This is a genomic window from Kribbella speibonae (genome assembly GCF_004331375.1).
In the GTDB taxonomy this organism is placed as follows: domain Bacteria; phylum Actinomycetota; class Actinomycetes; order Propionibacteriales; family Kribbellaceae; genus Kribbella; species Kribbella sindirgiensis.
Genome location: NZ_SJKC01000004.1, coordinates 632,979 through 655,829 on the forward strand (window position 1 = coordinate 632,979; position 22,851 = coordinate 655,829).

At 67.8% G+C, this 22,851-nt stretch carries 22 protein-coding genes and 1 rRNA gene; 15 read left to right on the forward strand and 8 right to left on the reverse strand.

The annotated features are described in order from the left end of the window. Positions 1 to 98 precede the first annotated feature (98 nt). The 3 genes from secD (at position 99) to ligD (ending at position 5,453) form a co-directional block, all read left to right on the forward strand. Positions 99 to 2,399 (forward strand): protein translocase subunit SecD, encoded by a 2,301-nt coding sequence (secD, locus tag E0H92_RS31105; RefSeq protein ID WP_131498746.1) that lies wholly within the window; start codon positions 99 to 101, stop codon positions 2,397 to 2,399. A gap of 63 nt (positions 2,400 to 2,462) precedes the next feature. Continuing rightward, complete coding sequence (locus E0H92_RS31110; RefSeq protein ID WP_131296497.1) at positions 2,463 to 4,460, forward strand: ATP-dependent DNA helicase; 1,998 nt, start codon at positions 2,463 to 2,465, stop codon at positions 4,458 to 4,460. 18 nt (positions 4,461 to 4,478) lie between these two features. Next, complete coding sequence (gene ligD, locus E0H92_RS31115) at positions 4,479 to 5,453, forward strand: non-homologous end-joining DNA ligase (RefSeq protein WP_131464154.1); 975 nt, start codon at positions 4,479 to 4,481, stop codon at positions 5,451 to 5,453. Between the two features lie 103 nt (positions 5,454 to 5,556). On the opposite strand, the gene E0H92_RS31120 is transcribed toward ligD, so the two are convergent. Then, positions 5,557 to 6,066: a glutathione peroxidase gene (locus E0H92_RS31120; protein ID WP_131296495.1), complete on the reverse strand. Its 510-nt coding sequence runs from the start codon at positions 6,064 to 6,066 to the stop codon at positions 5,557 to 5,559. A 48-nt stretch (positions 6,067 to 6,114) separates the two neighbouring features. Then, a complete protein-coding gene (lexA, locus tag E0H92_RS31125; RefSeq protein ID WP_131464156.1) occupies positions 6,115 to 6,900 on the reverse strand; it encodes a transcriptional repressor LexA in 786 nt (261 codons plus the stop codon). A gap of 369 nt (positions 6,901 to 7,269) precedes the next feature. Between lexA and E0H92_RS31130 the strand changes: the two genes are divergently transcribed. Then, positions 7,270 to 7,764, forward strand: a complete 495-nt coding sequence (locus tag E0H92_RS31130; protein WP_131498747.1) for a LysM peptidoglycan-binding domain-containing protein — start codon at positions 7,270 to 7,272, stop codon at positions 7,762 to 7,764. Here E0H92_RS31130 and E0H92_RS31135 read toward each other — a convergent pair whose 3' ends face one another. Beyond that, positions 7,765 to 8,334, reverse strand: coding sequence for a GNAT family N-acetyltransferase (locus E0H92_RS31135; protein WP_238173672.1), 570 nt, complete (start codon positions 8,332 to 8,334; stop codon positions 7,765 to 7,767). A 74-nt stretch (positions 8,335 to 8,408) separates the two neighbouring features. Between E0H92_RS31135 and E0H92_RS31140 the strand changes: the two genes are divergently transcribed. Continuing rightward, entirely contained in the window at positions 8,409 to 8,984 is a 576-nt protein-coding gene (locus tag E0H92_RS31140) for a TetR/AcrR family transcriptional regulator (protein WP_131464161.1), read from the forward strand. Here the strand turns inward: E0H92_RS31140 and E0H92_RS31145 are convergent. Together E0H92_RS31145 and E0H92_RS31150 are read right to left on the reverse strand one after the other, a co-directional pair. Continuing rightward, positions 8,977 to 9,921 carry a nucleoside hydrolase gene (locus E0H92_RS31145; protein ID WP_131464163.1) on the reverse strand — a complete coding sequence of 315 codons (945 nt, stop codon included), beginning with the start codon at positions 9,919 to 9,921 and terminating at the stop codon, positions 8,977 to 8,979. The two genes, E0H92_RS31140 and E0H92_RS31145, sit on opposite strands and share 8 nt — an antisense overlap. 37 nt (positions 9,922 to 9,958) lie before the next feature. Then, entirely contained in the window at positions 9,959 to 10,285 is a 327-nt protein-coding gene (locus E0H92_RS31150) for a metal-sensitive transcriptional regulator (protein ID WP_272948821.1), read from the reverse strand. A 342-nt stretch (positions 10,286 to 10,627) separates the two neighbouring features. Here E0H92_RS31150 and nrdR point away from each other — a divergent pair, with 342 nt between their 5' ends. From nrdR to E0H92_RS31170, 4 genes are all read left to right on the forward strand, one after another. Then, positions 10,628 to 11,122: a transcriptional regulator NrdR gene (gene nrdR / locus E0H92_RS31155; RefSeq protein WP_130387741.1), complete on the forward strand. Its 495-nt coding sequence runs from the start codon at positions 10,628 to 10,630 to the stop codon at positions 11,120 to 11,122. Positions 11,123 to 11,230: 108 nt separating this feature from the next. Beyond that, entirely contained in the window at positions 11,231 to 14,140 is a 2,910-nt protein-coding gene (locus E0H92_RS31160; RefSeq protein WP_131498748.1) for a vitamin B12-dependent ribonucleotide reductase, read from the forward strand. A gap of 77 nt (positions 14,141 to 14,217) precedes the next feature. Then, on the forward strand, positions 14,218 to 15,846 hold the full coding sequence (locus E0H92_RS31165; RefSeq protein WP_131498749.1) for a helix-turn-helix transcriptional regulator: 1,629 nt from the start codon (positions 14,218 to 14,220) through the stop codon (positions 15,844 to 15,846). Between the two features lie 62 nt (positions 15,847 to 15,908). Next, entirely contained in the window at positions 15,909 to 16,979 is a 1,071-nt protein-coding gene (locus tag E0H92_RS31170) for a class I SAM-dependent methyltransferase (protein WP_131498750.1), read from the forward strand. 3 nt (positions 16,980 to 16,982) lie between these two features. Here E0H92_RS31170 and E0H92_RS31175 read toward each other — a convergent pair whose 3' ends face one another. Then, positions 16,983 to 17,807, reverse strand: coding sequence for an aldo/keto reductase (locus E0H92_RS31175; RefSeq protein WP_131498751.1), 825 nt, complete (start codon positions 17,805 to 17,807; stop codon positions 16,983 to 16,985). Between the two features lie 210 nt (positions 17,808 to 18,017). Between E0H92_RS31175 and E0H92_RS31180 the strand changes: the two genes are divergently transcribed. Together E0H92_RS31180 and E0H92_RS31185 are read left to right on the forward strand one after the other, a co-directional pair. Then, positions 18,018 to 18,647, forward strand: coding sequence for a hypothetical protein (locus tag E0H92_RS31180; protein ID WP_131296485.1), 630 nt, complete (start codon positions 18,018 to 18,020; stop codon positions 18,645 to 18,647). Between the two features lie 94 nt (positions 18,648 to 18,741). Then, the gene (locus tag E0H92_RS31185) at positions 18,742 to 19,803 is read left to right on the forward strand and encodes a hypothetical protein (protein ID WP_131498752.1); all 1,062 of its coding nucleotides are present in this window, start codon (positions 18,742 to 18,744) and stop codon (positions 19,801 to 19,803) included. Positions 19,804 to 19,862: 59 nt separating this feature from the next. On the opposite strand, the gene E0H92_RS44785 is transcribed toward E0H92_RS31185, so the two are convergent. After that, the gene (locus tag E0H92_RS44785) at positions 19,863 to 20,156 is read right to left on the reverse strand and encodes a hypothetical protein (RefSeq protein ID WP_238173673.1); all 294 of its coding nucleotides are present in this window, start codon (positions 20,154 to 20,156) and stop codon (positions 19,863 to 19,865) included. A 142-nt stretch (positions 20,157 to 20,298) separates the two neighbouring features. Here E0H92_RS44785 and E0H92_RS31195 point away from each other — a divergent pair, with 142 nt between their 5' ends. From E0H92_RS31195 to E0H92_RS31205, 3 genes are all read left to right on the forward strand, one after another. After that, positions 20,299 to 20,652, forward strand: a complete 354-nt coding sequence (locus E0H92_RS31195; RefSeq protein ID WP_131296483.1) for a helix-turn-helix domain-containing protein — start codon at positions 20,299 to 20,301, stop codon at positions 20,650 to 20,652. 52 nt (positions 20,653 to 20,704) lie between these two features. Further along, positions 20,705 to 20,908, forward strand: a complete 204-nt coding sequence (locus E0H92_RS31200; RefSeq protein WP_131464177.1) for a KTSC domain-containing protein — start codon at positions 20,705 to 20,707, stop codon at positions 20,906 to 20,908. Positions 20,909 to 20,979: 71 nt separating this feature from the next. After that, positions 20,980 to 21,207 (forward strand): hypothetical protein, encoded by a 228-nt coding sequence (locus tag E0H92_RS31205; protein ID WP_131464179.1) that lies wholly within the window; start codon positions 20,980 to 20,982, stop codon positions 21,205 to 21,207. Positions 21,208 to 21,211: 4 nt separating this feature from the next. Here the strand turns inward: E0H92_RS31205 and E0H92_RS31210 are convergent, their stop codons facing one another. Continuing rightward, on the reverse strand, positions 21,212 to 21,883 hold the full coding sequence (locus E0H92_RS31210; RefSeq protein WP_131464181.1) for a class I SAM-dependent methyltransferase: 672 nt from the start codon (positions 21,881 to 21,883) through the stop codon (positions 21,212 to 21,214). Between the two features lie 871 nt (positions 21,884 to 22,754). Here E0H92_RS31210 and E0H92_RS31215 point away from each other — a divergent pair. After that, positions 22,755 to 22,851: ribosomal RNA gene (locus E0H92_RS31215) — 16S ribosomal RNA — on the forward strand; the annotation flags it as partial.

Genomic DNA, 22,851 nt, shown 5'->3' on the forward strand with positions numbered 1-22,851 from the left:
AGGGGTTGAATGGCGTTCGTACACTGTGCGTTCCACGTCCGCGTGGATGCTCTCTGTCATGACACCTGTACTGCGGGTGCCTATCTCCGGAGGATTCGGTGAACCGGTCGTCCCTCGTCCGCGCACTGCTCGCCTTTCTGATTCTGGCGGCGTCCACGTACGTCACGCTGACGGCGAAGCCGCAGCTCGGTCTCGACCTGCGCGGCGGGACGCAGATCGTGCTCCAGGCGAAGGACTCGCCGACCGTCAAGGCGGACAAGGTGACCACCGACAAGGCCACCCAGGTCCTGCACCGGCGGATCGACGCGCTCGGCGTCAGCGAGCCGAACGTCACCCGCCAGGGAGAGAACCGGATCATCGTCGAGCTGCCCGGCGTCCAGGACCCGCGCGAGGCCGCGAAGGTGATCGGTAAGACCGCGCAGCTCACGTTCCACGAGGTGCTCGACCAGGTCGCGGCCAAACCGGCCAAACCGGCAGCGGGGGAGACGTACCTGACGCCCGAGAGCGGCCAGGGCCTCCTACGGCTCGCCAAACCCGCGATGACCGGTGAACTGGTCAGCGGCGCCGAGGGCCGGCTCGACCCGCAGCAGGTCGCGCAGGGCTGGTTCGTCGAGATGAACTTCAAGGGCGACGGCGGCAAGATCTGGGCGAACATCACCGGCAAGGCCGCCTGCCAGCCGGTCGGTACGCCGCAACGCCTGATCGCGATCGTGCTGGACAACGAGGTGATCAGCTCGCCGCAGGTCGACCCGAACGGCGGCAACCAGCTGTGCAAGGTCGGTATCGCCGGCGGCTCCACCACGATCTCCGGTTCCTTCACCGAGGAAGGCGCGAAGGACCTGGCCGCGCTGATCTCCGGTGGCGCGCTGCCCGTCCCGGTCGAGGTGATCGATCAGCGCACGGTCGGCCCGTCGCTCGGTCAGGACGCGATCCAGGCCAGCGCGCTGGCCGCGATCATCGGCCTCGCGCTGACCGCGCTGTTCATCATCGTGGTCTATCGCCTCGTCGGCCTGATGGCCGTCATCGGCCTGCTTGGGTACGCCGCGATGTCGTACGCCGCCCTGACCGCGCTCGGGGCCACGCTCACGCTGCCCGGCCTCGCCGGTTTCGTCCTCGCGATCGGAATGGCGGTCGACGCGAACGTCCTGGTCTTCGAACGCGCCCGTGAGGACTTCATCGCCGGCCGCACCGACGGCCTGCGCCGATCGCTGCGCAGCGGTTTCCAGAACGCGCTGTCCGCGATCGCCGACTCCAACATCACCACCCTCCTGGCGGCCGCGCTGCTGTTCTTCCTCGCGGCCGGTCCCGTCCGCGGCTTCGGCGTCACGCTCTCGATCGGCGTGCTCGCCTCGATGCTGTCGGCGCTCGTGGTGACCCGCGTTCTCGCGGAGTTCGTCGTGTCGCGCGGGTTCATCCTGCGTCGTCCGGGCCTGAGCGGGATCGCCGGCCACGGCCGGGTGCGGACCTGGCTGGAAGCCCGTCAGCCCGCGTTGATGAAGCACAGCCGCCGCTGGCTGGTGATCACCGCGGTCGCGATCATCGTCAGCGTCGCGGGCGTCGCCGTCCGCGGGCTGAACCTCGGCATCGAGTTCACCGGCGGCCGGCTGATCGAGGTCAGTACGGCGCAACGGATCACCCCGGACCAGGCGCGCGCCGCCGTCGCCGAGGCCGGGTACCCGACTGCCGTCGTACAAGCGTCCGGGACCGATGACATCACCGTGCGGACCGGCACGATCAGCGACGACGAGGCGGTGAAGATCAAGGAATCGCTGGCGCGGATCGGCGGCGACGCCGAGGTGATCCGCAACGAGAGCATCGGCCCGTCGCTCGGTGAGGAGCTGCGGAACAAGGGCCTGATCGCCCTCGGTATCGCCCTGCTCGCCCAGCTGGCGTACCTCGCCGCGCGGTTCCGGTGGACGTTCGGCGCCGGCGCGGTCCTCGCGCTGCTGCAGAACGTGTCGGTGGTGGTCGGTGTCTTCGCCTGGACCGGGAAACCGATCGACGGCATCTTCCTGGCCGCGATCCTGACCGTCATCGGGTACACGGTGAACGACTCGGTGGTCGTCTTCGACCGGATCCGCGAGACCCGCAGCGCCCGGGCCACCGACAACCTCGGCACGACCATCGACACCGCGATCGTGAACGTCCTGCCACGAACCATCAACACCGGTATCTCGACCCTGTTCATCCTCGCTGCACTGCTGTTCCTCGGCGGCGACTCACTCGCCGACTTCTCCCTGGCACTGTTGCTGGGAATCCTCGTCGGCACCTACTCCTCCAACCTCACCGCGGCCCCCTTCCTCCTCGAACTCGAACGCCGCTACCCGGCCCCGCCCCCGCGCCCCAAACGCACCCAGGTGGACCGCGACGCCCAACCCGACCGCGGCGCCGTCGTCTGATCCGAGGGGTTATCCACACCCCGGTCCGCCGGAGCGAAATCTGTCCGGGGTGCGGGCTAGGGTATGGCGGTGGGTGTTGATGTGCGGGATCTGCTGGAAGCTGCCGTGGCCGGGATTGCCGGTCAGACACGGCCGGGGCAGGTGGAGATGGCGCAGGCCGTCGACACCGCGATGCACGACGGATCGCATCTGCTCGTCCAGGCGGGCACCGGCACCGGCAAGTCCCTCGGGTACCTCGTGCCCGCGCTGCTGCACGCGATCGAGGACCGTCGCGTGGTCGTTTCGACGGCGACCCTCGCGCTGCAGTCCCAGCTCGTCGACCGCGACGTACCGGCGTTGCTCGACGCCACCGAAAAGCTCCTGCCGCGCCGCCCGGTGTATGCGATCCAGAAGGGCCGGAACAACTACGCCTGCTTGCACCGGATCCGGGAGGGTGCTCCGGACGACGACGGCATGCTCGTCGACGTGCCGCCGTCGGGGGAGGTCGGCCGTCAGGTTGTCGAGCTCCGCGACTGGGCGGAGCAGCAGCTCGCCGACGGCGAGGCCGGCGACCGGGACCACGCCCCGTCGCATCAGTACCAGGCGTGGCAGCAGGTCGCGATCAGCGCGCGTGAGTGCCTCGGCGCGCAGAAGTGCCCGTACGGCGAGGAGTGCTTCGCCGAGAAGGCCAAGGAACACGCCCGCAAGGCCGATATCGTCATCACCAACCACGCCCTGCTCTCGATCGACGCCTTCGAGAACCGCACCGTCCTGCCCGAGCACGACGTCGTCATCGTCGACGAAGCCCACGAGCTGCCCGCCCGGGTCACCGGTGCGGCCGGCGACGAGCTGTCGCCGCAAATGGTCGAGCGGGCCGCCAAACGCGGCCGCCGGTTCGTCGACGACGACAAGGCCGACGACCTGATCGACGCCTCGGACGCGCTTCGCGCGGCGCTCGACGGCACCCGCGAGGGCCGGATCGAGCCGTCCAACGCGCCGGTCCTGGAGGCCGCCGCCCTGGTCCGCGACGCGGCCCGCGGCATGTACTCCGACCTGAACAAGAAATCCGACGACAAGGACGACGACCCGGACGGCGCCAAGCGGCAGTCCAAGGGCGCGGTCAAGGAGATCTTCGACGTCGCCGAACGCGTCGCCGCGCTGAGCGACGCCGACGTGGTCTGGATGACCGACCGCGACCGCTACGGCCGTGAGCTCCGGATCGCCCCGCTCACCGTCGCCGGCCTGCTCCGCGAACTGGTCCTCCGCGACCGTACGGCGGTGCTCACCTCGGCGACGCTGACGCTCGGCGGTGACTTCGACGCGATCGCTCGCCAGGTCGGCCTGCGGCCCGCCGACAAGCTCGCCGACGACGACGAGATGCCGGAGCTGGACGACGCCGAGGAGAAGGGCCCGCTGCCGTGGCGCGGGCTCGACGTCGGCTCCCCGTTCGAGTACGAGAAGCAGGCGATCCTGTACGTCGCCAAGCACCTGCCCGCACCGCACCGCGACGGGCTGGGCAAGAAGCAGTTCGAGGAGATCATCGACCTGATCACCGCGGCCGGCGGACGGACCCTCGGCCTGTTCTCGTCCCGCCGCGCAGCGGAGGCGGCGACCGCCGCGGTCCGCGAGGCCACCGACCTCAAGGTGCTCTGCCAGGGCGACGCACAACTCGGCGAGCTGGCCCGCGAGTTCGTCGAGGACCCCGAGACCTCGCTGTTCGGCACGCTGTCGCTCTGGCAGGGGATCGACGTACCGGGGTCGACCTGCAACCTGGTGATCATCGACCGGATCCCGTTCCCGCGCCCGGACGAGCCGCTGATGGCGGCCCGCCAGCGTGCCGTCGATGAAGCGGGCGGCAACGGGTTCATGTCCGTGGCCGCGACGCACGCCGGACTGCTGCTCGCGCAGGGCACCGGCCGGCTGATCCGCCGCAGCTCGGACCGCGGCGTCGTCGCGATCCTCGACCCGCGCATCGTCACCCAGCGGTACGGCGCGTTCCTGCGCGCCTCCTTGCCGCCGATGTGGCCGACCGCCGATCGTGAGAAGGTGCTCGGCGCGCTGAAGCGGTTGCAGACCACATGAGCCAGTCATGAGCCAGATATGAGCCCCGTGACCGGTCCGCCGGTGCTGCCGATGATGGCGGCGCTGGGGCAGATGCCGTCCGGGGCGGGCTGGTCCTACGAGATGAAGTGGGACGGCATCCGCGTGATCGCGGAGGTCGACGACGGGGTCTGCCGGCTGTGGTCGCGCAACAGCCACGACGTGTCCGGCGGCTACCCCGAGCTGATCGGCCTGGCGGAGGCGCCGGGACTGCGACTGCCCGCCGTACTGGACGGCGAGATCGTCACGCTCGACGAGAACGGCGCACCGTCGTTCGGCCTGCTGCAGCGCCGGATGCATGTCCGCGATCCCCGCCAGCTGCGGCATCTGATCACCGAGGTGCCGGTGTCCGTGCGGCTGTTCGACCTGCTCCGCTTCGACGGCGAGTGGTTGCTAGAAGCAACGTACGACGATCGGCGCGGCCTGCTCGAGTCGCTGGACATCGGCGACCCGTTCTGGGAGGTGCCGCCGGCGCTGCTGGACAGCGACCAGGCGCTCGAACAGTCCGCTGCACAAGGACTCGAGGGCGTGGTGGCGAAGCGGCGCAAGTCGCGGTACCTGCCGGGGCGGCGCAGCGCAGACTGGATCAAGATCAAGCCGGTGCTGACCCGAGACGTCGTGCTGTGCGGCTGGCATCCGGGGGAGGGCAACCGGGAAGGAAAGATCGGCTCCTTCTACTGCGGCGCGTACGCCGACGGCGAGCTGGTGCTGATCGGGAAGGTCGGCTCCGGACTCGACTTCGCGACCCTGGACCTGCTGAGCGCCGAACTGACCGGTCTCGAGATCGACCGGCCGGCGTTCGACCCGTCGAGCATCCCGCTGACGGACCGGCGCCGCGCGCACTGGCTCGACCCCGCGCTGGTCGCCGAGGTCACCTACTCCGGCTGGGGCGGCGACGGCCGGTTGCGGCATCCGGTATGGCGCGGTCTACGCCTCGACATCAACCCGGAATCGGTCCTCGTAGAGCACCCCTGAATACATTCGGGACATGCGGCACGACCGAATTGTTCGAAATGCGGATAATGTTCTGCGGCGCTGAGACATTCGCTGTTCAACTGTCGCAGAAAATGACCGAATTTCAGTCGTTCGTTTCCCGGGACGGCGCCGGTACCGCGAGTGCGGACTCGATCTTGTCGACCAGTTTCTCCGGCGCGTGGGTCGGCGCGTAGCGCGCGATCACCGCCCCGTCGCGACCCAGGAGGAACTTGGTGAAGTTCCACTTGATCCGGCCGCCGAGCAGGCCGCCCTGCTCGCGCTTGAGCCAGTTGTACAACGGGAGCGTCCGCGACCCGTTGACGTCGATCTTGGCGAACATCGGGAACGTGACGTGGTAGATCGTCGAGCAGAAGTTCGCGATCTCGTTCTCGTCACCGGGCTCCTGGTGGCCGAACTGGTCGCAGGGGAAACCGAGGACCGAGAAGCCCTGCCGGCGGTACGTCCGGTAGAGCTTCTGCAGACCCGTGTACTGCGGAGTCTGGGCGCACTGCGAGGCCGTGTTCACCACCAGGAGCACCTGGTCGCGGAAATCGGCAAGAGACTGTTCATTGCCTTCGATCCGCGTGGCGCTGAAGTCATAGACAGTCGTCATGACTCAATGCTGACACGACCCGCCCGACTTCGCTCGCCGTCCGATATGTCAGACTCGGCGCAGAACTGTTACGACCTTTCCGAGAATGACCGCGTTCTTGCCGTCGATCGGCTCGAAAGCGGGGTTGTGTGGTAGCAGCAGGATCTCGGTCTTGGTCTTCTTGAACGTCTTCACGGTCGCCTCGCCGTCGATCATCGCGGCCACGATGTCGCCGTTCTCCGCGGTCTGCTCCTGTCGCACGACCACCCAGTCGCCGTCGCAGATGGCCGCGTCGATCATCGACTCGCCCTTGACCTTCAGCATGAACAGCGTGCCTTCGCCGACCATTGCCTTGGGCAACGGGAAGACCTCTTCGATCTCCTGCTCGGCGAGGATCGGGTTACCGGCGGCGATCTGGCCGACCACCGGCACGTACACGGCGTCCGGATGCGCGTCGCCGGCCCCGGTCTCGTCGTACGTCGTCTGCCGCACCGAACCGATCGCCGACCGGCGCGCCGCCGCGTCGAGCTCGCCGGGGTAGCGGACCTCGATCGCCCGCGGCCGGTTCGGGTCGCGGCGGAGCAGGCCCTTCTGCTCGAGCACCCGCAGTTGGTGCGACACCGAGGACGAGCTGGTCAGGCCGACCCGCTCACCGATCTCGCGCATCGACGGCGGGTAGCCGCGGCTGTCCACCGAGTCGCGGATCACGTCCAGCACGCGGCGCTGGCGCGGGGTCAGCCCGGTCGCGTCCGCCGGTCCGTCCGGCAGCTCCGCGACGGTGCGGTCCGCCTTGCTCGCGGCCTTCTCCTCGCCGCCCCGGTCGTCTTTGCTGGAACCGCTCGGCGTCCTGGCCATCGGTGGTAGCTCCTCGGGTCGGGCCGGCGATCGTCCCACCGGCCGAAACTTGCTCGACTGAGATGACCGTAGACCGAATCCTGAGATTCTTCAAACATCTGTTCGAAGGCGTGTCGGTTCGCATGTTTGTTCGGGTGTCAGGTTATAAGGCGCACGCGGGGTGCTGCCGCGGCAGGGAATTTCCTGGGCGTGTCCTGGTTGGAAGTGGTTGCGCGAGGGGCCGCTGTCGGTTAATCATTCGTACAGGCGTTCGATCGAACAGGTGTTCGGGTTGGTCGAACACGGCGGTCTCCAGAAACTGTCGGAGGCGGCTAGTAGACAGGACTCGACACCGCAGGACGCGCACCGAACAGAGGTCTGGAGGACCCGATGAGCACAGCAGCCGTAGCGGCCGAAGCACTGGGCCGACACCGCTCGCCGGCAGCCACCCCGGTTGTGCCGACTCCCACGAAGGCGCCGCGGCGACGTCCTCAGATCGAGGGTGCGAGCACCGACCGGATGCCGGTCCGCGGGTGCTCGGGTGACGAGCTCGGGCGCCGGGCGTCTGTGCAGGTCGAGTCGGCCACCCTCCGGCTGACCCGACGCGGCCGGATGTTGCTGACTGCCGTCTCGGTCCTCGTCTTCGGTGCCGCGATCCTCGTCCTCGGCCTCCGAGTCGCCGGCGTCCTCGAGCCCGGCCCGCATTTCACCCACACCGTCCCGGTGCAGGTCTCCCCGGGCCAGACCCTGTGGTCCATCGCCCAGGACACCAACCCAGGCCAGGACCCTGCCATGGTCGTGGAGAAGATCGCCAACCTCAACAACCTCACCACCCCCGCCGACATCACCCCCGGCCAAACCCTGCAGATCCCCGTCGCCCGCTGATCAACCCTGCGCGGTGCGCCATTCGTCGTCGAGGAGTGCGTAGATGTACTCGTCGCCCCATTCACCCTTGAACCGCAGGGCATGCAGGTGATGCGCCTCGCGCCGCATCCCGAGCCGCTCGAGCAGCCGCGCCGAGGCAGTGTTCCTGGCGTCAAGAACCGCCACGATCCGATGCAACCCGAGCTCGTCGAAGCCGACCCGCAGCATCTCCCGCGCAGCCTCCGCCGCGAGCCCTTTGCCCTGATAGTCGGTGTGCAGCGCAAACCCGATCTCGCCCTGACGATCAGCCTCGCTCGCCCACTTCAGGAGCACTTCGCCGATCACGGTCCCGGTCTCGCGCAGCTCGATCGCTAGTACCAGCCACTGACCGTCAGCGGTCAACTCACCCTGCGGGAGCTTCCGCTCCAGTGCGGCCCGCGTTTCCTCCCGGTTCCGCACGGGCCACGGCGTGTACCGCACGACCTCTGGCCGCGAATGGAACGCGAACAGGTCGTCCAGATCGTCCATCCGATGCGGCCGCAACTCCAGCCGCTCGGTCAGGAGCGGGTACGCGGGTCGAAATCCAGTCACGGCACCATCCTCGGTTATGCTGTCTAATGACGTTAGACAGTACCCACCATCGACCACCGCGGACAACAGCTTTCATGACCAGACGCGACCCTTCGTCCCACGCGGCAGCCGGCATCACGATCGCCGCGATCGCCGACGCGGCCCTGGCGATCATCCGCGCCGACGGTGTGGACGGCCTCACCATGCGCGCCGTCGCGGAGCGTCTCGACGTCCGGGCCCCGTCGCTGTACCACCACGTCCACAACAAGTCCGAGCTCCTCGATCTGGTCGCCCGGAACGCGTTCGACCAGTTCACGGCGGACAAGACGGCGTACGAGGAGCTCACGACCGTCGACGAGTGGATCGAGCTCACCAGGTCGGGCTCGCTCGAGCTTCGGGCCTTCTATGCCGACCATCCGGGCCTGGCCGGCCTGATGCAGTCGAAGGCGACACCGGACCGCGACCAGGGTGCCGGCTCGCGCGCGGAACTCATCCGTGCCCAGATCGAGGCCCTCGTGCGCATCGGCGTACCGGAGCCCGACGCACGTCACCTCTTCGAGGTCACCGCGCGCTGGAGCCTGGCCGCCGTGGTCGCGGAACAGCCCGAAGACCTCTTCGCCGACGGCCTCAACCTGTTCCTGTACGGCGTCCGCGCCAGACTGCTCAGCTGACGGTTGCCAGCCAAAGCTCGGCGTACCGCTTGCCGTCCACCGCCGTCGCGACCTGAATCGTCGTCGCCGCTCCCAGCGGATCGTTCGCGACGTCCGACGCATCGCGCGTGTCGACGATCGTCCGCCCCCGCGACCAGCTCCCGGACAGCTCGACGCGGACCGGGTGCTCCCGTGTCGTCAGCCCCGACGGATCGATCACCGCGCACACCGCGCCGCCGTCGCCGATACTGCCGCCGTCCGAGTTGTACCGCTCGCTGCGCTTCTCGATCAGCTTGCACGCCAGCTCCGCCGAGGATGATCCGCTCAACGCGCGCGCCTGCTCGAGCGTGACCACGACGTCGTAGAAGACGTCCAGTCCGTACATGGTCACCGCGACACCGAGATCCTTGGCCGCGGCCAGCACGATCGCCGCCGCCTCCGGATCGGTCCAGATGTTGAACTCGGCCGCGGCCGTCGCGTTCCCGATTCCGGCCGCGCCGCCCATGAACACGATCTCGCGCAGCCCGCGCGCCGCCTCCGGATACGTCCGCAGCAGCAACGCGATGTTCGTCAACGGCGCCAACGGGATCAAGGTGACGAGCTCGCCGGTCGCCTCCGCGTCCCGCAGTACGTCGCGGAGGAGTTCGACGGCATGTCGTGGGTCCGTCGGACGCGTGGACCGCGGCCAGTCCAGGTTGCCGAGCCCGTCCGCGCCGTGGACATGCGCCGCCGACCGCACAGGCTGGATCAGCGGTACGGCGGCGCCGCGGGCGACCGGGACGTCGGGCCGGCCCGCGGCGTCGAGGACCGTGAGCGTGTTGCGCACGACGTCGTCGATGCCGACGTTCCCGCCGACGCAGGTCACGGCCTTCAGATCGAGGTCGGGATGCCGTGCCGCGAGCAGCAGCGCGCAGGCGTCGTCCAGCCCCGTGTCCACATCGAGAATCACCGGCTTCATGCGCCCATCCTCAGGCATGCTGCCGGAGGCACGCCGGTCAGGAGCGCACCAGCCGCGCGATCGCGGCGGACGCTTCCTTGATCTTCGCGTCGGCCTCCGGACCGCCGGCCGCGGCGGCGTCGACGACGCAGTGCGTGAGGTGGTCGTCGAGCAGGCCGAGCGCGACCGACTCGAGCGCCTTCGTCATGGCCGAGATCTGGGTGAGGATGTCGATGCAGTACTTCTCGTCCTCGACCATCCGCTGCAACCCGCGGGCCTGCCCCTCGATCCGCTTCAGCCGTGCGAGGTACGCCTTCTTGTCGCCGATGTAACCGTGCTGTGCCTGGTCGTGGGCATGCTCGTCGACCGGTTCGGTCACGCTCACCACATCCTCCCTGGGTCCGGCCGAACCTTATCGTCCGCCAGGCCCTGGGCAGCGGCTGTGCGGGCCGTAGTTTGCGCCTCGAAAGGGTCGTCGCGGTGACGCCACGCGGGAGTACACGGGGCCGCGGGAGTGTTGAAACCTGATGACACGCGCGGGCCACACGGGTGATGCGGGGCGTGCTTGCAAACTGTCGGAGCAGCGATCTAGGATCCCTAGATGTAGTGGTTACACGGGTGTAATTTTCCACAGGTAGTGGTTGGTTGCACACAGGTTCTACACAAGTTGTCCCCAGGCTGATCCACAACCCACCCCTGTTGGGGTGGTCACGGGAGGAGTGTTGCCGTGCACTGTCCGTATTGCCGGCACGCCGATTCCCGGGTCGTCGACAGCCGGGTGGCCGAGGACGGCGGAGCGATCCGCCGCCGCCGGCAGTGCCCGGTCTGCGAGAAGCGGTTCACCACCGTCGAGCAGATGCAGCTCACGGTCGTGAAGCGCTCCGGCGCGACCGAGCCGTTCAGCCGGGAGAAGGTCATCAACGGGGTCGGAAAGGCGTGCAAGGGCCGGCCGGTGAACGCCGACCAGCTCGCGCGCCTGGGTCAGAAGGTCGAGGACGCGCTGAAGGGCAGCGGCTCGCCGGAGGTGCCCGCACACGAGGTCGGACTGGCGATCCTCGGGCCGCTGCGGGAGCTCGACGAGGTCGCGTACCTGCGCTTCGCGAGCGTGTACCGGCAGTTCGAGTCCGCCGACGACTTCGAGACGGAGATCGCGCTGCTGCGGGCCGAGAAGGAGCCGCAGGGCACCGAGCCGGACCCGCTGAAGCCGACCCAGCAGACATAAACCGGGGGAACGGCAGTTCCAGGTAGTCGCAGTAGCAGGGCGTTACGCAGTACTCCAACGGGGCGGTCCCGACAGACCGCGGTAGTAGACACAGGGCGAGGAGCAACCATGACAGAGACGGTGACCGGCCACTCGGGGTCGACCAAGCGGTCGGCGGCCGGGTTCCGAGGGCGCAAGAACGCGCCCGCGGGACTCACCATCGAGCGCGTTTTCAGCACCGAAGGCGTCCACCCGTACGACGAGGTGACGTGGGAGCGCCGCGACGTCGTACAGCAGAACTGGAAGACGGGTGAGACGGTCTTCGAGCAGCGCGGGGTGGAGTTCCCCGACTTCTGGAGCGTGAACGCCTCGACCATCGTCACCACCAAGTACTTCCGTGGCGCGATCGGCCACGACAACCGCGAGTGGAGCCTCAAGCAGCTCCTCGACCGGGTCGTGAAGACCTACCGCAAGGCCGGCGAGGACCACGGGTACTTCACCTCGCCGCAGGACGCGGAGGTGTTCGAGCACGAGCTCACCTGGATGCTCCTGCACCAGTACTTCAGCTTCAACTCGCCGGTCTGGTTCAACGTCGGTACGTCGTCCCCGCAGCAGGTGTCGGCCTGCTTCATCCTCGCCGTGGACGACTCGATGGACTCGATCCTGAACTGGTACAAGGAAGAGGGCCTGATCTTCAAGGGCGGCTCCGGCGCCGGCCTGAACCTGTCCCGGATCCGCTCCTCGAAGGAACTGCTCCAGTCCTCCGGCGGTACGGCGTCCGGCCCGGTGAGCTTCATGCGCGGCGCGGACGCGTCGGCCGGCACCATCAAGTCCGGCGGCGCCACCCGGCGCGCGGCGAAGATGGTCGTGCTGGACGTCGACCACCCCGACATCGAGGAGTTCGTCGACACCAAGATGCGCGAGGAGGAGAAGATCCGGGTCCTGCGGGACGCGGGCTTCGACATGGACCTCGGCGGTCGCGACATCACCTCCGTGCAGTACCAGAACGCGAACAACTCGGTCCGGGTCTCGGACGAGTTCATGCGGGCGGTCGAGGAGAAGGGTGAGTTCGGGCTGCGCGCGCGGCTGGACAACTCGGTGATCGAGACCGTGGACGCGCGGGACCTGTTCGACAAGATCTCGCACGCGGCGTGGGCCTGCGCCGACCCGGGCCTGCAGTACGACGACACCATCAACGACTGGCACACCACGCCGGAGACGGGCCGGATCACCGCGTCCAACCCGTGCTCGGAGTACATGCACCTGGACAACTCGTCCTGCAACCTGGCCTCGCTGAACCTGATGAAGTTCCTCCGCGACGACGACCTCTTCGACTCGGAGAAGTTCGTCAAGGCGGTCGAGCTGATCATCACCGCGATGGACATCTCGATCTGCTTCGCGGACTTCCCGACCGAGGCGATCGGCGTCACCACCCGCGCGTACCGGCAGCTCGGCATCGGGTACGCGAACCTCGGCGCGTTGCTGATGGCAACCGGTCACGCGTACGACTCCGACGGCGGTCGCGCACTGGCGGGCGCTATCACGTCGCTGATGACGGGTACGTCGTACAAGCGCTCCGCCGAGCTGGCCGGGATCGTCGGCGCGTACGACGGCTTCGAGCGGAACAAGGACGCGCACACCCGGGTGATGCGCAAGCACGCCGCGGCCAACGACGCGATCCGGACCATCCACGAGATCGACAAGGACGTCCAGAAGCACGCCACCGCGGCGTGGGAGGGCGTGCTGAAGGTCGGCGCCAAGAACGGCTGGCGGAACGCGCAGGCCTCGGTGCTCGCGCCGACCGGCACCATCGGCTTCATGATGGACTGCGACACCACCGGCATCGAGCCGGACTTCTCGCTGGTCAAGTTCAAGAAGCTGGTCGGCGGCGGCTCGATGCAGATCGTCAACCAGACGGTCCCGCGGGCGCTGCGCCAGTACAACTACACCGAGGAGACCATCGAGGCGATCATCGAGTACATCGCCGAGAACGGTCACGTGGTCGACGCCCCGGGCCTGAAGCCGGAGCACTACGAGATCTTCGACACCGCGATGGGTGAGCGGGCCATCAAGCCGATGGGCCACGTCCGGATGATGGCGGCGGCGCAGCCGTTCCTGTCCGGCGCGATCTCGAAGACGGTGAACCTGCCGGAGACCGCGACGGTCGAGGAGATCGCCGACGTCTACTTCCAGGGCTGGAAGCTCGGCCTGAAGGCGCTCGCGGTCTACCGCGACAACTGCAAGGTCGGTCAGCCGCTGGCGGACGCGAAGTCGAAGAAGGCTTCGGAGGCTGTTGAGGCTGAAGCGGCCGTCGCCGAGAAGATCGTCGAGAAGATCATCGAGTACCGGCCGACCCGCAAGCGCCTGCCGAAGTCGCGGCCGTCGCGGACCACGTCGTTCACGGTCGGTGGCGCCGAGGGCTACATGACCGCCGGCTCCTACCCGGACGACGGTCTGGGCGAGGTCTTCCTGAAGATGGGCAAGCAGGGCTCGACGCTCGCCGGGGTGATGGACGCCTTCTCGATCGCGATCTCGATCGCGCTGCAGCACGGCGTACCGCTGGAGACGTACGTCCAGAAGTTCACCAACCTGAAGTTCGAGCCGGCCGGTCTGACCGACGACCCGGACGTCCGGATGGCGCAGTCGATCATGGACTACATCTTCCGCCGCCTGGCCCTGGACTACCTGCCGTTCGACGAGCGGGCCGCCCTCGGCATCTACTCGGCGGAGGAGCGGTCCCGGCAGCTCGACACCGGCTCCTACGAGCTGGCCCCGGTCGAGGTGTCCGAGCCCGAGTCGCTGAAGTCGGTCGAGCCGGCTGCCGAGGTCGCCGAGATCACGGACGTCCCCGCGAAGCCGGCCGACGCGGCAGCCGCCAAGCCGGTCAAGGGCGAGGCCCACACCACCGCCGAAATGCTGGAGCTCATCACCGGCACCTCGGTGGACGCCCCGCTCTGCTTCACCTGCGGCACCAAGATGCGCCCCAGCGGCTCCTGCTACGTCTGCGAAGGCTGCGGCAGCACCTCCGGCTGCAGCTGACCATCAGCTGAAAGCGCCACGGCCCCCGGGAACTTCCCACTTTCCCCGGGGGCCGCAGCGCGTCTACCGTCGAAGCTGTGGAGGAGATCGACGGTCTCCTCGCGGCCGGGGAGCGGGCGCTCGGCGACGGGGACTGGAGCGCGGCGCGGACCGCGTTCGACTCGGCGGTGAGCCTCGAAGCCAGCGCCGCGGGCCTGTCTGGGCTCGGGGACGCTCACTGGTGGCTGGGGGACACGCGAGCCGCCTTCTCCTGCTGGGAGCGCGCGTACGCACTCTCCAGCCGCACCGACCCGGTTCGCGCCGTCTTTCTGGCGTTGGGGCTGAGCCTCCTGTACGACGCGAACTTCGGCAACCGCGCCGCGGCACAGGGCTGGGCGGCCCGGGCCGTCCGTGTCGCGTCGCAGCTCGGCGACCCGGTGCTGGCCGCGTGGGCTTCGCTCGCCCAGGCGGGTTCCGCGGACGATCCGGCGCGCGTCGTCAGCTGCGCGAAAGCGTCGTACGACGTTGCGGTGTCCGTTGGCGACCACGACCTCGAGCTGTGTGCGCTCAGTCTGTGGGGTGCGGCGCGGATCAACCTGGGGCAGGTGCTCGAAGGGATGGCGTTGCTGGACGAAGCCCTGGCCGGCGCGGTGGGTGGTGCTCGGCCCGACACAGTGGTCTTCACGAGCTGTCTGCTGATGCGGTCGTGTGTACGCGGTGGCGACTTCCTGCGCGTTGTGCAGTGGACACGGTCGCTCGACAGCTTCATCGAGCGCTACGGCTGCCCGTACCTCCACGCAACCTGCCGGGCGTCGTACGGCGCCGTACTCGTGTCCATCGGCGACTGGCCGCGAGCCGAGAGCGAACTGACCGCTGCGAACGAGCTGGCGCGGGACGCGATGCCTGCAGTCCGGGCTGAAGCCGCAGCGTTCCTCGCTGAGCTCCGGCTCGGACAAGGGCAGTTCGGCGAGGCACGGCGCTTGCTCACCGGCTTCGAGGAGCGCCCCGTCGTACAGCCCGTACTGGCAGCGCTGTACCTGGCGTCGGGGGAGACAGCAACGGCCGTCTCGCTGGTACGACGCCAACTCGACTCAGTGCATCCGCTGGAGGAGGCACGGCTCCGTGAGGTGCTCGGCTCTGCCTGCCTGGCCGCGGGTGACATCGCGGGCGCTGCTGCGGAGGCTGAGCAGCTCTCTGCGCTGGGTACGGCGGCTGACAGCGGTCTGATCGCTGCACGCGCCGCTCGCCTGTGTGGACGTGCTCTCACGGCCCGGGGGAAGTTTGGTGAGGCGGTCGCGCGGCTGACCGCGGCCCTGTCCTGGTTCGGTCTGTTGGAGATGCCGCTCGAGGTTGCCCGCACTCGGATGCTGCTCGCGGACGCCATGGCGGGTGACGACCTCGCGCCGGCCGTCGCCGAGGTCCGGATCGCGCACGCGGTCTTCGAGGATCTGGGGGCGTCCGCCGACGCCGACGCCGCGGCTGCCTGGTTGCGCTCGGCGGGTGCGACCGTGGCTCGTCGCCTCGGTCCCAGAGGGCTCGGCCTGTTGACGAAGCGCGAGTACGACGTTCTCGCCGTACTCGCCGAGGGCCTGCCCAATCCCGAGATCGCGGCCCGCCTGTACATCAGCCGCCGTACCGTCGAGCACCACGTCGCCAGCATCCTGTCGAAGCTCGGCGTCCGGAACCGGACCGAGGCGGCCGCCTGCCTGAACCGGGTGACCGAATAGGCGAGTTCACCGATGCGCGGTCCGATCTCCCTGCGTGACGCTGCCCGTGGGAGGTAAGGACAATGAGTGAAGCATTGCTGGACACCACACGCGTCGAGGCCTTCGGCGCACAGATGGGCGACGTACTCAATCACGGAACGCTCGCGCTGCTGATGAGCATCGGCCACCAGGTCGGCCTGTTCGACACGCTCGCCGAGCTGCCGCCGGCCACCAGTCACGAGCTGGCGGGCGCGAGCGGCCTGAACGAACGGTACGTGCGGGAGTGGCTGGGCGCGATGACCGTCGCACGCGTCGTCGAGTACGACGCCACTCGCCGTACGTACTGGTTGCCGCGCGAACATGCCGTCTTCCTGACCCGGGCAGGGGGACCGGACAACCTGGCCGGCGCGACCCAGTTCGTCGCGCTGCTCGCCGGGGTCGAGTCGCGGCTGGTGGACTGTTTCCGCCACGGCGGCGGCGTTCCGTACGCGGAATTCACCGAGTTCCACCGGCTGATGGCCGAGGACAGCGGCGCGGTGTTCGACGCGGCGCTGCTCGACTCGATCTTGCCGCTGGTGCCGGGGCTGCCGGATCGGCTCGCGGAGGGGATCGAGGTCGCGGACGTGGGCTGCGGCAGCGGACACGCCATCAACCTGATCGCCGGGGCGTACCGCCGTAGCCGCTGTGTCGGCTACGACTTCGCCACCGAAGGCATCGCGGCCGCCCGCGCCGAGGCGGCGGCGCTCGGGCTCACCAACGCGGACTTCGTCGTCCGCGACGTCGCAGAGCTGGGGGAGTCCGAGCGCTTCGACCTGATCACCGCTTTCGACGCGATCCACGACCAGGCCCATCCCGCCCGGGTGCTGGCCGGCATCGCAACGGCCCTGCGCCCGGGCGGCATCTTCCTCATGGTCGACATCCAGGCCTCCAGCAACCTCGAGGAGAACCTGGACAACCCGTTCGCGACCTTCCTCTACGGCATCTCGACCATGCACTGCATGACTGTGTCGCTGTCGCTCGGTGGGGACGGGTTGGGGACGGTCTGGGGTGAGCAGAAGGCGCGGCAACTGCTGGCCGAGGCCGGCTTCTCCTCGGTACAGGTCAGCCAGGTGGAGGCTGACGCCTTCAACGCCTACTACATCGCCCAGAAATAGCGCCTAGTGGCCCGAGCGGTCGGAGTCGGCTGGGGGTTTGGCGGTGCCGTCGAGCGCTGACAGGGCGGCCAGCTCGCCGTCGGTCAGGTCGAAGTCGAAGACCGCCAAGTTCTGCGCGAGCCTTTGGCGGTCGGCCGACTTCGGGATCGGTACGACGTCCTGCTGCGTCTCCCACCGCAGCACGACCTGACCCGGCGCTCGGTCGTGTGCCTTCGCGATCTCTTGCACTGTGGGGTGCGTCAGCAGGTCCGTCCCCTTGCCGAGTGGGCTCCAGGCTTCCGTCACGATCCCGTGCTGCCGGTGGAAGTCGCGCTCGGCGGCCTTCGCCCACACCGGGCTCAGCTGGACCTGGTTCACCTCGGGCGCGACCCCGGTCTCGTCGATCAGCCGTTGCAGGTGCGTGGGCTTGAAGTTCGACGTACCGATCGCGCGCACCAGGCCGGCTTCGCGGAGCGCGATGAGGCCCTGCCACGCGTCGACGTACCGGTCCTGCTCGGGATTCGGCCAGTGGATCAGCAGGAGGTCCAGGTACTCGACGCCGAGCTTCTCCGCGCTCGCTTCGAACGCCTGGCGTGCGCCGTCGACGCTGTGCCAGCGCTTGTTGAACTTCGACGTCACGAACGCCTCGTCGCGTGACGCGTTCTTCAGTGCCCGTCCGACGCCGACCTCGTTGCGGTAGTTCTCGGCGGTGTCGATCAGGCGGTACCCGAGTTCGAGCGCCGTACTCACCGCCCTTTCGGCGTCCGCGTCGTTCATCGGCGATGTCCCGAGCCCGACCCGCGGCATCGCGGATCCGTGACTCAACGTGACCATTGGAACCTGGCTCATCCCGTCTCCTCCTTCGGCGTACGCGCCCGGCCACGATAGGCCGATCACGGTCCGCACCCGTCGCCGCGGTTCCTCGATTCCGCCGTACGGCGTACGGCCCCGACCGTCTGTCTCAGCCCCGGGATAGGGGGACGCGAACTGTCGGACCTGTGGTTCATCATGGTGCGACGGGACGTGAAAAGTGCGGAAAAGCGTTGGAGGGGTGGGCTTATGAAGAACCGGCAGATCACTCTGGTCGACCTGGGTCTGGACAGTTCGTTCGACGCGTCGATGTCGTTCGTGCAGGGCATCACCGGCAATATCAACGCCGGCTGGAACCGCCCGTACCTCGACGTGAACTTCGTCCGTACCCGTGACCACGAGACCGCCTTCTCTGCCCTCACCACCCCGTCGACCGTTCTGCACGTGATGGCACACGGTGACCACAGCGAGGAGCCGTCGTTCCTGTCCACCGACGGTGAGACCCAGGTGTCGCTGAAGTCCCTCGCCGACTGGTTCCTCGACCACCAGTGGGGAATCGCCAGCGGCGTCGTCATCGCCGACGGCTGCAAGACCGGCATCGGCAAGTGGCAACGCGCCATCCGCGACTGCATCCAGGGCGACGTCACCTACATCGGCACCAGCACCGTCATCGGCTGGTACGAGGCCACCGTCTTCTGCTCCGCCTTCTACGGCGCCCTGGTCCGCAACCGAGGCCTCGGCCGCACCCCCGCCGAACAAGGCTGGGACGCCGCCAACCGAGCCATCCGAGCCTACGAAACCCTCACCGACAAACCCTGCCCCTACAAACCAGTGCTCCTCACCCCCTCCCGCCAAGCCCTCCGCTCCCTCACCGGCTAGGTCCTACCGACACGCGCCCGGCGGCTACTTTGGGTGAGGCGTGTGAGACTTTTGGGGACTCGTCGTCCGCTCGACGCCGGTGAGGAATGCCGCCATGAAGCTGCACCGGAACTCTCTGCTCACGGCTGCCGCGATTGTGCTGGTTCTGTACGTCGTTTCGCTGGTTGTCGGGCTGCCGGCTTGGGCGGCTGTGGTGTTGATCGTGGTTTTGCTGGTGTTGCTGGCCGTCGTGTGGAAGCAGCCGGACGAACCGCGGCCGGTGGTCAGTAAGCCGGCGCCCGCTCCCTCGGTGGTGCTTCCGGATCCGGAGCCGGTGTTCTCCGGCCCGCCGTCCAGGACAGTCGCTGATGTGCGGTTGCCGTCGGCTTCGCCGGACTTTCAGTTCAGCTTCTCGGCTGTTGTGCAGTGGTCGACCGTGCTGTCGGGCTCGCGGCACGCTGATCTCGGCGCTGTTGCCGTGGATGCCTTGCTGGAAAGGGCTCGGGCGTTGACGGTACGGCAGCAGGTGACCGAGGAATCGCTCAACCAGCACCGCCTCGCTGCGCTTCTCGGTGAGCCGGCGCTGGACGAGAAGGGGCAGGTCCGGAGCTGGGCGACCGAAGTACGACTGCGGCTGCCGGACGCGGATCAGAAGCACCTGCTGCACCTCGCCGCCCTGCATCGCCGCGAGCAGACCACGCTGCTCGAACGCCGGATGGAGCAGGACAAACGCGCGTACCTGAAGGACGACGTGTTCGCCACGCCTGGATCGGCCGCGGTCTGGTGGATGGTCAATCATCCGGGTGAGGTCGAGACGGCGCTCGGCCTGCTCGACACCCTGGCCGAACTGTCGGCCGCGGCGAACGATCTCCCGGTACGGCGGACCGCCGCCGAGGAGATCGAACGCCAGCGGCCGACCCGCGCCGAACTCGCCTTCAGCACGGCAATCGAGGACCTGACCGAGGCCGGCAACGCCGACACCGCTACGGGCCGGGACGACAAGGCTCCGGACAGCACCAGCGAGGACAGGTCGGGGGAATCGGCGCAGCGTCCGGTCCCGAGGCATTCCGGTTCCACTGACGAGGGCCGTCACGAGACGGGGCCCGTCAGGCGTGAGCTGAACGGCTCGCAGTCCGAGCCGGATCCGTCGTACCGGGAGCAGTTCTTCACCGAATAGGCCGGTGAGGCGGGCTGTCTGCAGGGTTGTCCCGCCCCACCGGAGTCGAGTGCGCATCGCTAATCGTCCAGCCAGTGGATCGTGGTCGCGCCGTTGTGCCCGTGGACGCTGAGCAGTGCCCGGATCCCGTCCTGCCACACGGTCGTCGTCGGGTAGTGGCCGCCCCAGCGCAGCGCGACTGTCCCGTCGCTCCACTCGACTCCCTCCGCGACAACGCCCGTACCGCTGACACCGGAGACGTCGCGGTGCCGGACCAGCTCGAAGCGGCGTGGGCGGGACTTGCTCGCGATGCGCAGATGACGCTGTCGCGTGGTGCGCAGCAGCGTCGCGGTTCTCCCATTGATCTCGTCCATGGCCCAAGTCAACGCGTGGCCGCGCGTCCTCACCAGGAACTCGACCGGTATCCACAGCGCACAAATTCTGCCCACCGGCGGTCACCGAAACGAATATTCTCATTGCAGGGAGTAATTGACGCGCAAGGGAGAGAGAACACGGATGACAGTCATCGAGGAGTGGACCGGCCGGCATGCGCACGCCTTGCGGACGGCGCTGCGGCTGACGAACGAGGCGTTCGCCGAGCAGCTCGGCATATCGCCGCGCACGCTCACCAAGTGGCGCGAGAGACCCGAGCTCGTGCCCAGTCCCTTTCTCCAGGAGGCCCTCGACACCTACCTCAAGAAGGCGCCGCCCGACGCCCATCTCCGGTTCGCGGCGAACCTGGGCCTGCACCAAGGCGGTGGACCGATCGACAAGACCGTGCTGACGCAGCTCAACACGGCGCTCGGCGACCTGACCCGCGTCCTGGCACGCCTGCAGGCTGAAGATCCGGAGCGATCACCTTCGCCTTGACCATCGAAAGGGCAGACTGGGCGGCGCAGTGCGAGCGCGGAAGGAGCCGCGGATGAGGCGACGCCTGGTGGACTCGTCGAGTGTGCGATCGGTCGGATGGTCCGACGGCACGCTGGAACTCGAGTACGTCAACGGCTACACCTACCAGTACTTCGACGTACCGCAGCCGACCTATGCGGCACTCCTGGCCGCACCGAGCATCGGCGCGTACGTGAACAAACACATCAAGCCGTACTTCGACGTTCGCGAACTCTGAGTTTCCGCGCGTCGCACGCCGGGCACCGGGAGAGCGTCCACACGGGGGTGCGCACAATCCAGGAGGTGGGCATGCGCACTCGAAGAGCGTCGACCAACGGGTCCCGCGTCGTTGCGATCATTGTGGTGGTCTGGCTGTTCATCGGACTGGCAGCCGCCGCGCAGCGAAGTTACTTCTCAGGCTCCGACGCGACCTGTGCGAAGGTCGGCACGACGCTGGTCACGGTCGTCGCCGGTCCGCTGAACTACATCGGTGCCAACCCGAAGATCGACTGTTCCGCGCCTCAGCCGTCGCGGTAGCCGGTTACCGCGAACCCGGAGCCGTCCAGGACAGCCTGTAGCGCCAGAACAGGCTGCGGCCGATCCGGGCGCCAGGCAGGATGCGCTTGGCCGTGCGGGCGATCTGCTCGAACGATTCCACGGCCATCGCGGTCGGAGCGGTCATGTGCGTGGGGATCGCCTGGGATCCTCGCGGATTCTTGGCGATGCCAACGATCGGATTCAGGATCATCGAGGCGATCGACCACGGAAGGTCTGCAGGCGATTCACGGCTGACGCCGACCACGACGAGGCGGCCGCCCGGACGCAGTAGCTCGCGTACCTTCTCGAGAGTGGCCTCCAACGGTAGGTGATGCAGCACCGCGACGAAGGTGATCAGGTCGTAGCGGCTTCCGTGGAACTCGTCGAACGGCTGGGTCAGGATGCTGACGTTGGCGAGGTCTGCGATTGACCGCCGAGCCCGCTCCGCGGTCGGGACATCGCGCTCGATGCCGGTGACTGTAGGAAAGACACCTGCAAGACGTCGAACGAGGTTTCCTGTCCCGCAGCCCACGTCCAGGGCTTCGGTGCCGCCGGCTGCGCGGACGCGACGCGCATGGTGGAGTACGACGGCACCGTAGATGTCGTTGTGGGACCAGGGATGTGCGTCGTTGAAGCGAGCCAGGGCGGCCAGCGCTGTCTGGGAGGCACTAGACATAGCGCGACACTACCGACGTGGCCGCCGCACAGTGCCCGGTCACTTGGACCTGCGGGGAATAGGTCGCGGGGGAGTGGGGTTACACCTGATGCCGTCCGGAGCATGACCCCGGGCCTCAACCTAAGCCGCTACGAGCGGCCACTCGCCGAGAGGCGTCTGCTGGGCGGTGCAGTACGTGAGAGGCGGGAGCCAACTGGCTCCCGCCTCGTCTGCTCGCCGAAAACGACTTGCGTGGTGCGGCATCATGGAAGTGTCGCTCGCGGAGACGCGTGCGAGTGGAGTGAACAGAGGGACCAGCACTGCTTCCCTCGACGCCGGATGACGGTGCCGAGGGCAGGTGCCGGGAGGCTGGGACGAGGGTCCGGGACCCCGATTTGCATCTGCACCACGAATGTCAGTAATGTTCTTCTTGTTGGAGCGAAGCGCAGGACGCGAAAGCGGCCGGCCCTCCAACAAACTCCCTGAAGGTCTCGGAAGCCGAAACACGCCTCGGCGGGTTTCGGACACTGAGTCACGCAGGGAGGCTGGATCGAAAAAGGCCGATTTGACCGGCTGGAAGCGAAACAGTAAAGTTGGGCGAGTTGCCCCGGAGCTTCAAACGAAAGTCTGAAGCGCGGTGTGCGTCCGATTCTTGAGAACTCAACAGCGTGCCGAAAGTCAATGCCGAAAGATGCATTAACCCCGTCCACAGGCATTCGATAATTCTTCTACCCTGGTCTCTTCGAGATTTTGGGTGGTTGGTTGTCTTGTTCTGTGGCGGATTCCTTTGAAATTAATACGGATGACAAGCCAGTAATGGTTTTGTTTCTGATTCAAAGGATCACTCAATGTAGTCTGTTTTCCATGGTTCGCCGTGGTTGACATATAGATTTCAACGGAGAGTTTGATCCTGGCTCAGGACGAACGCTGGCGGCGTGCTTAACACATGCAAGTCGAGCGGTAAGGCCCCTTCGGGGGTACACGAGCGG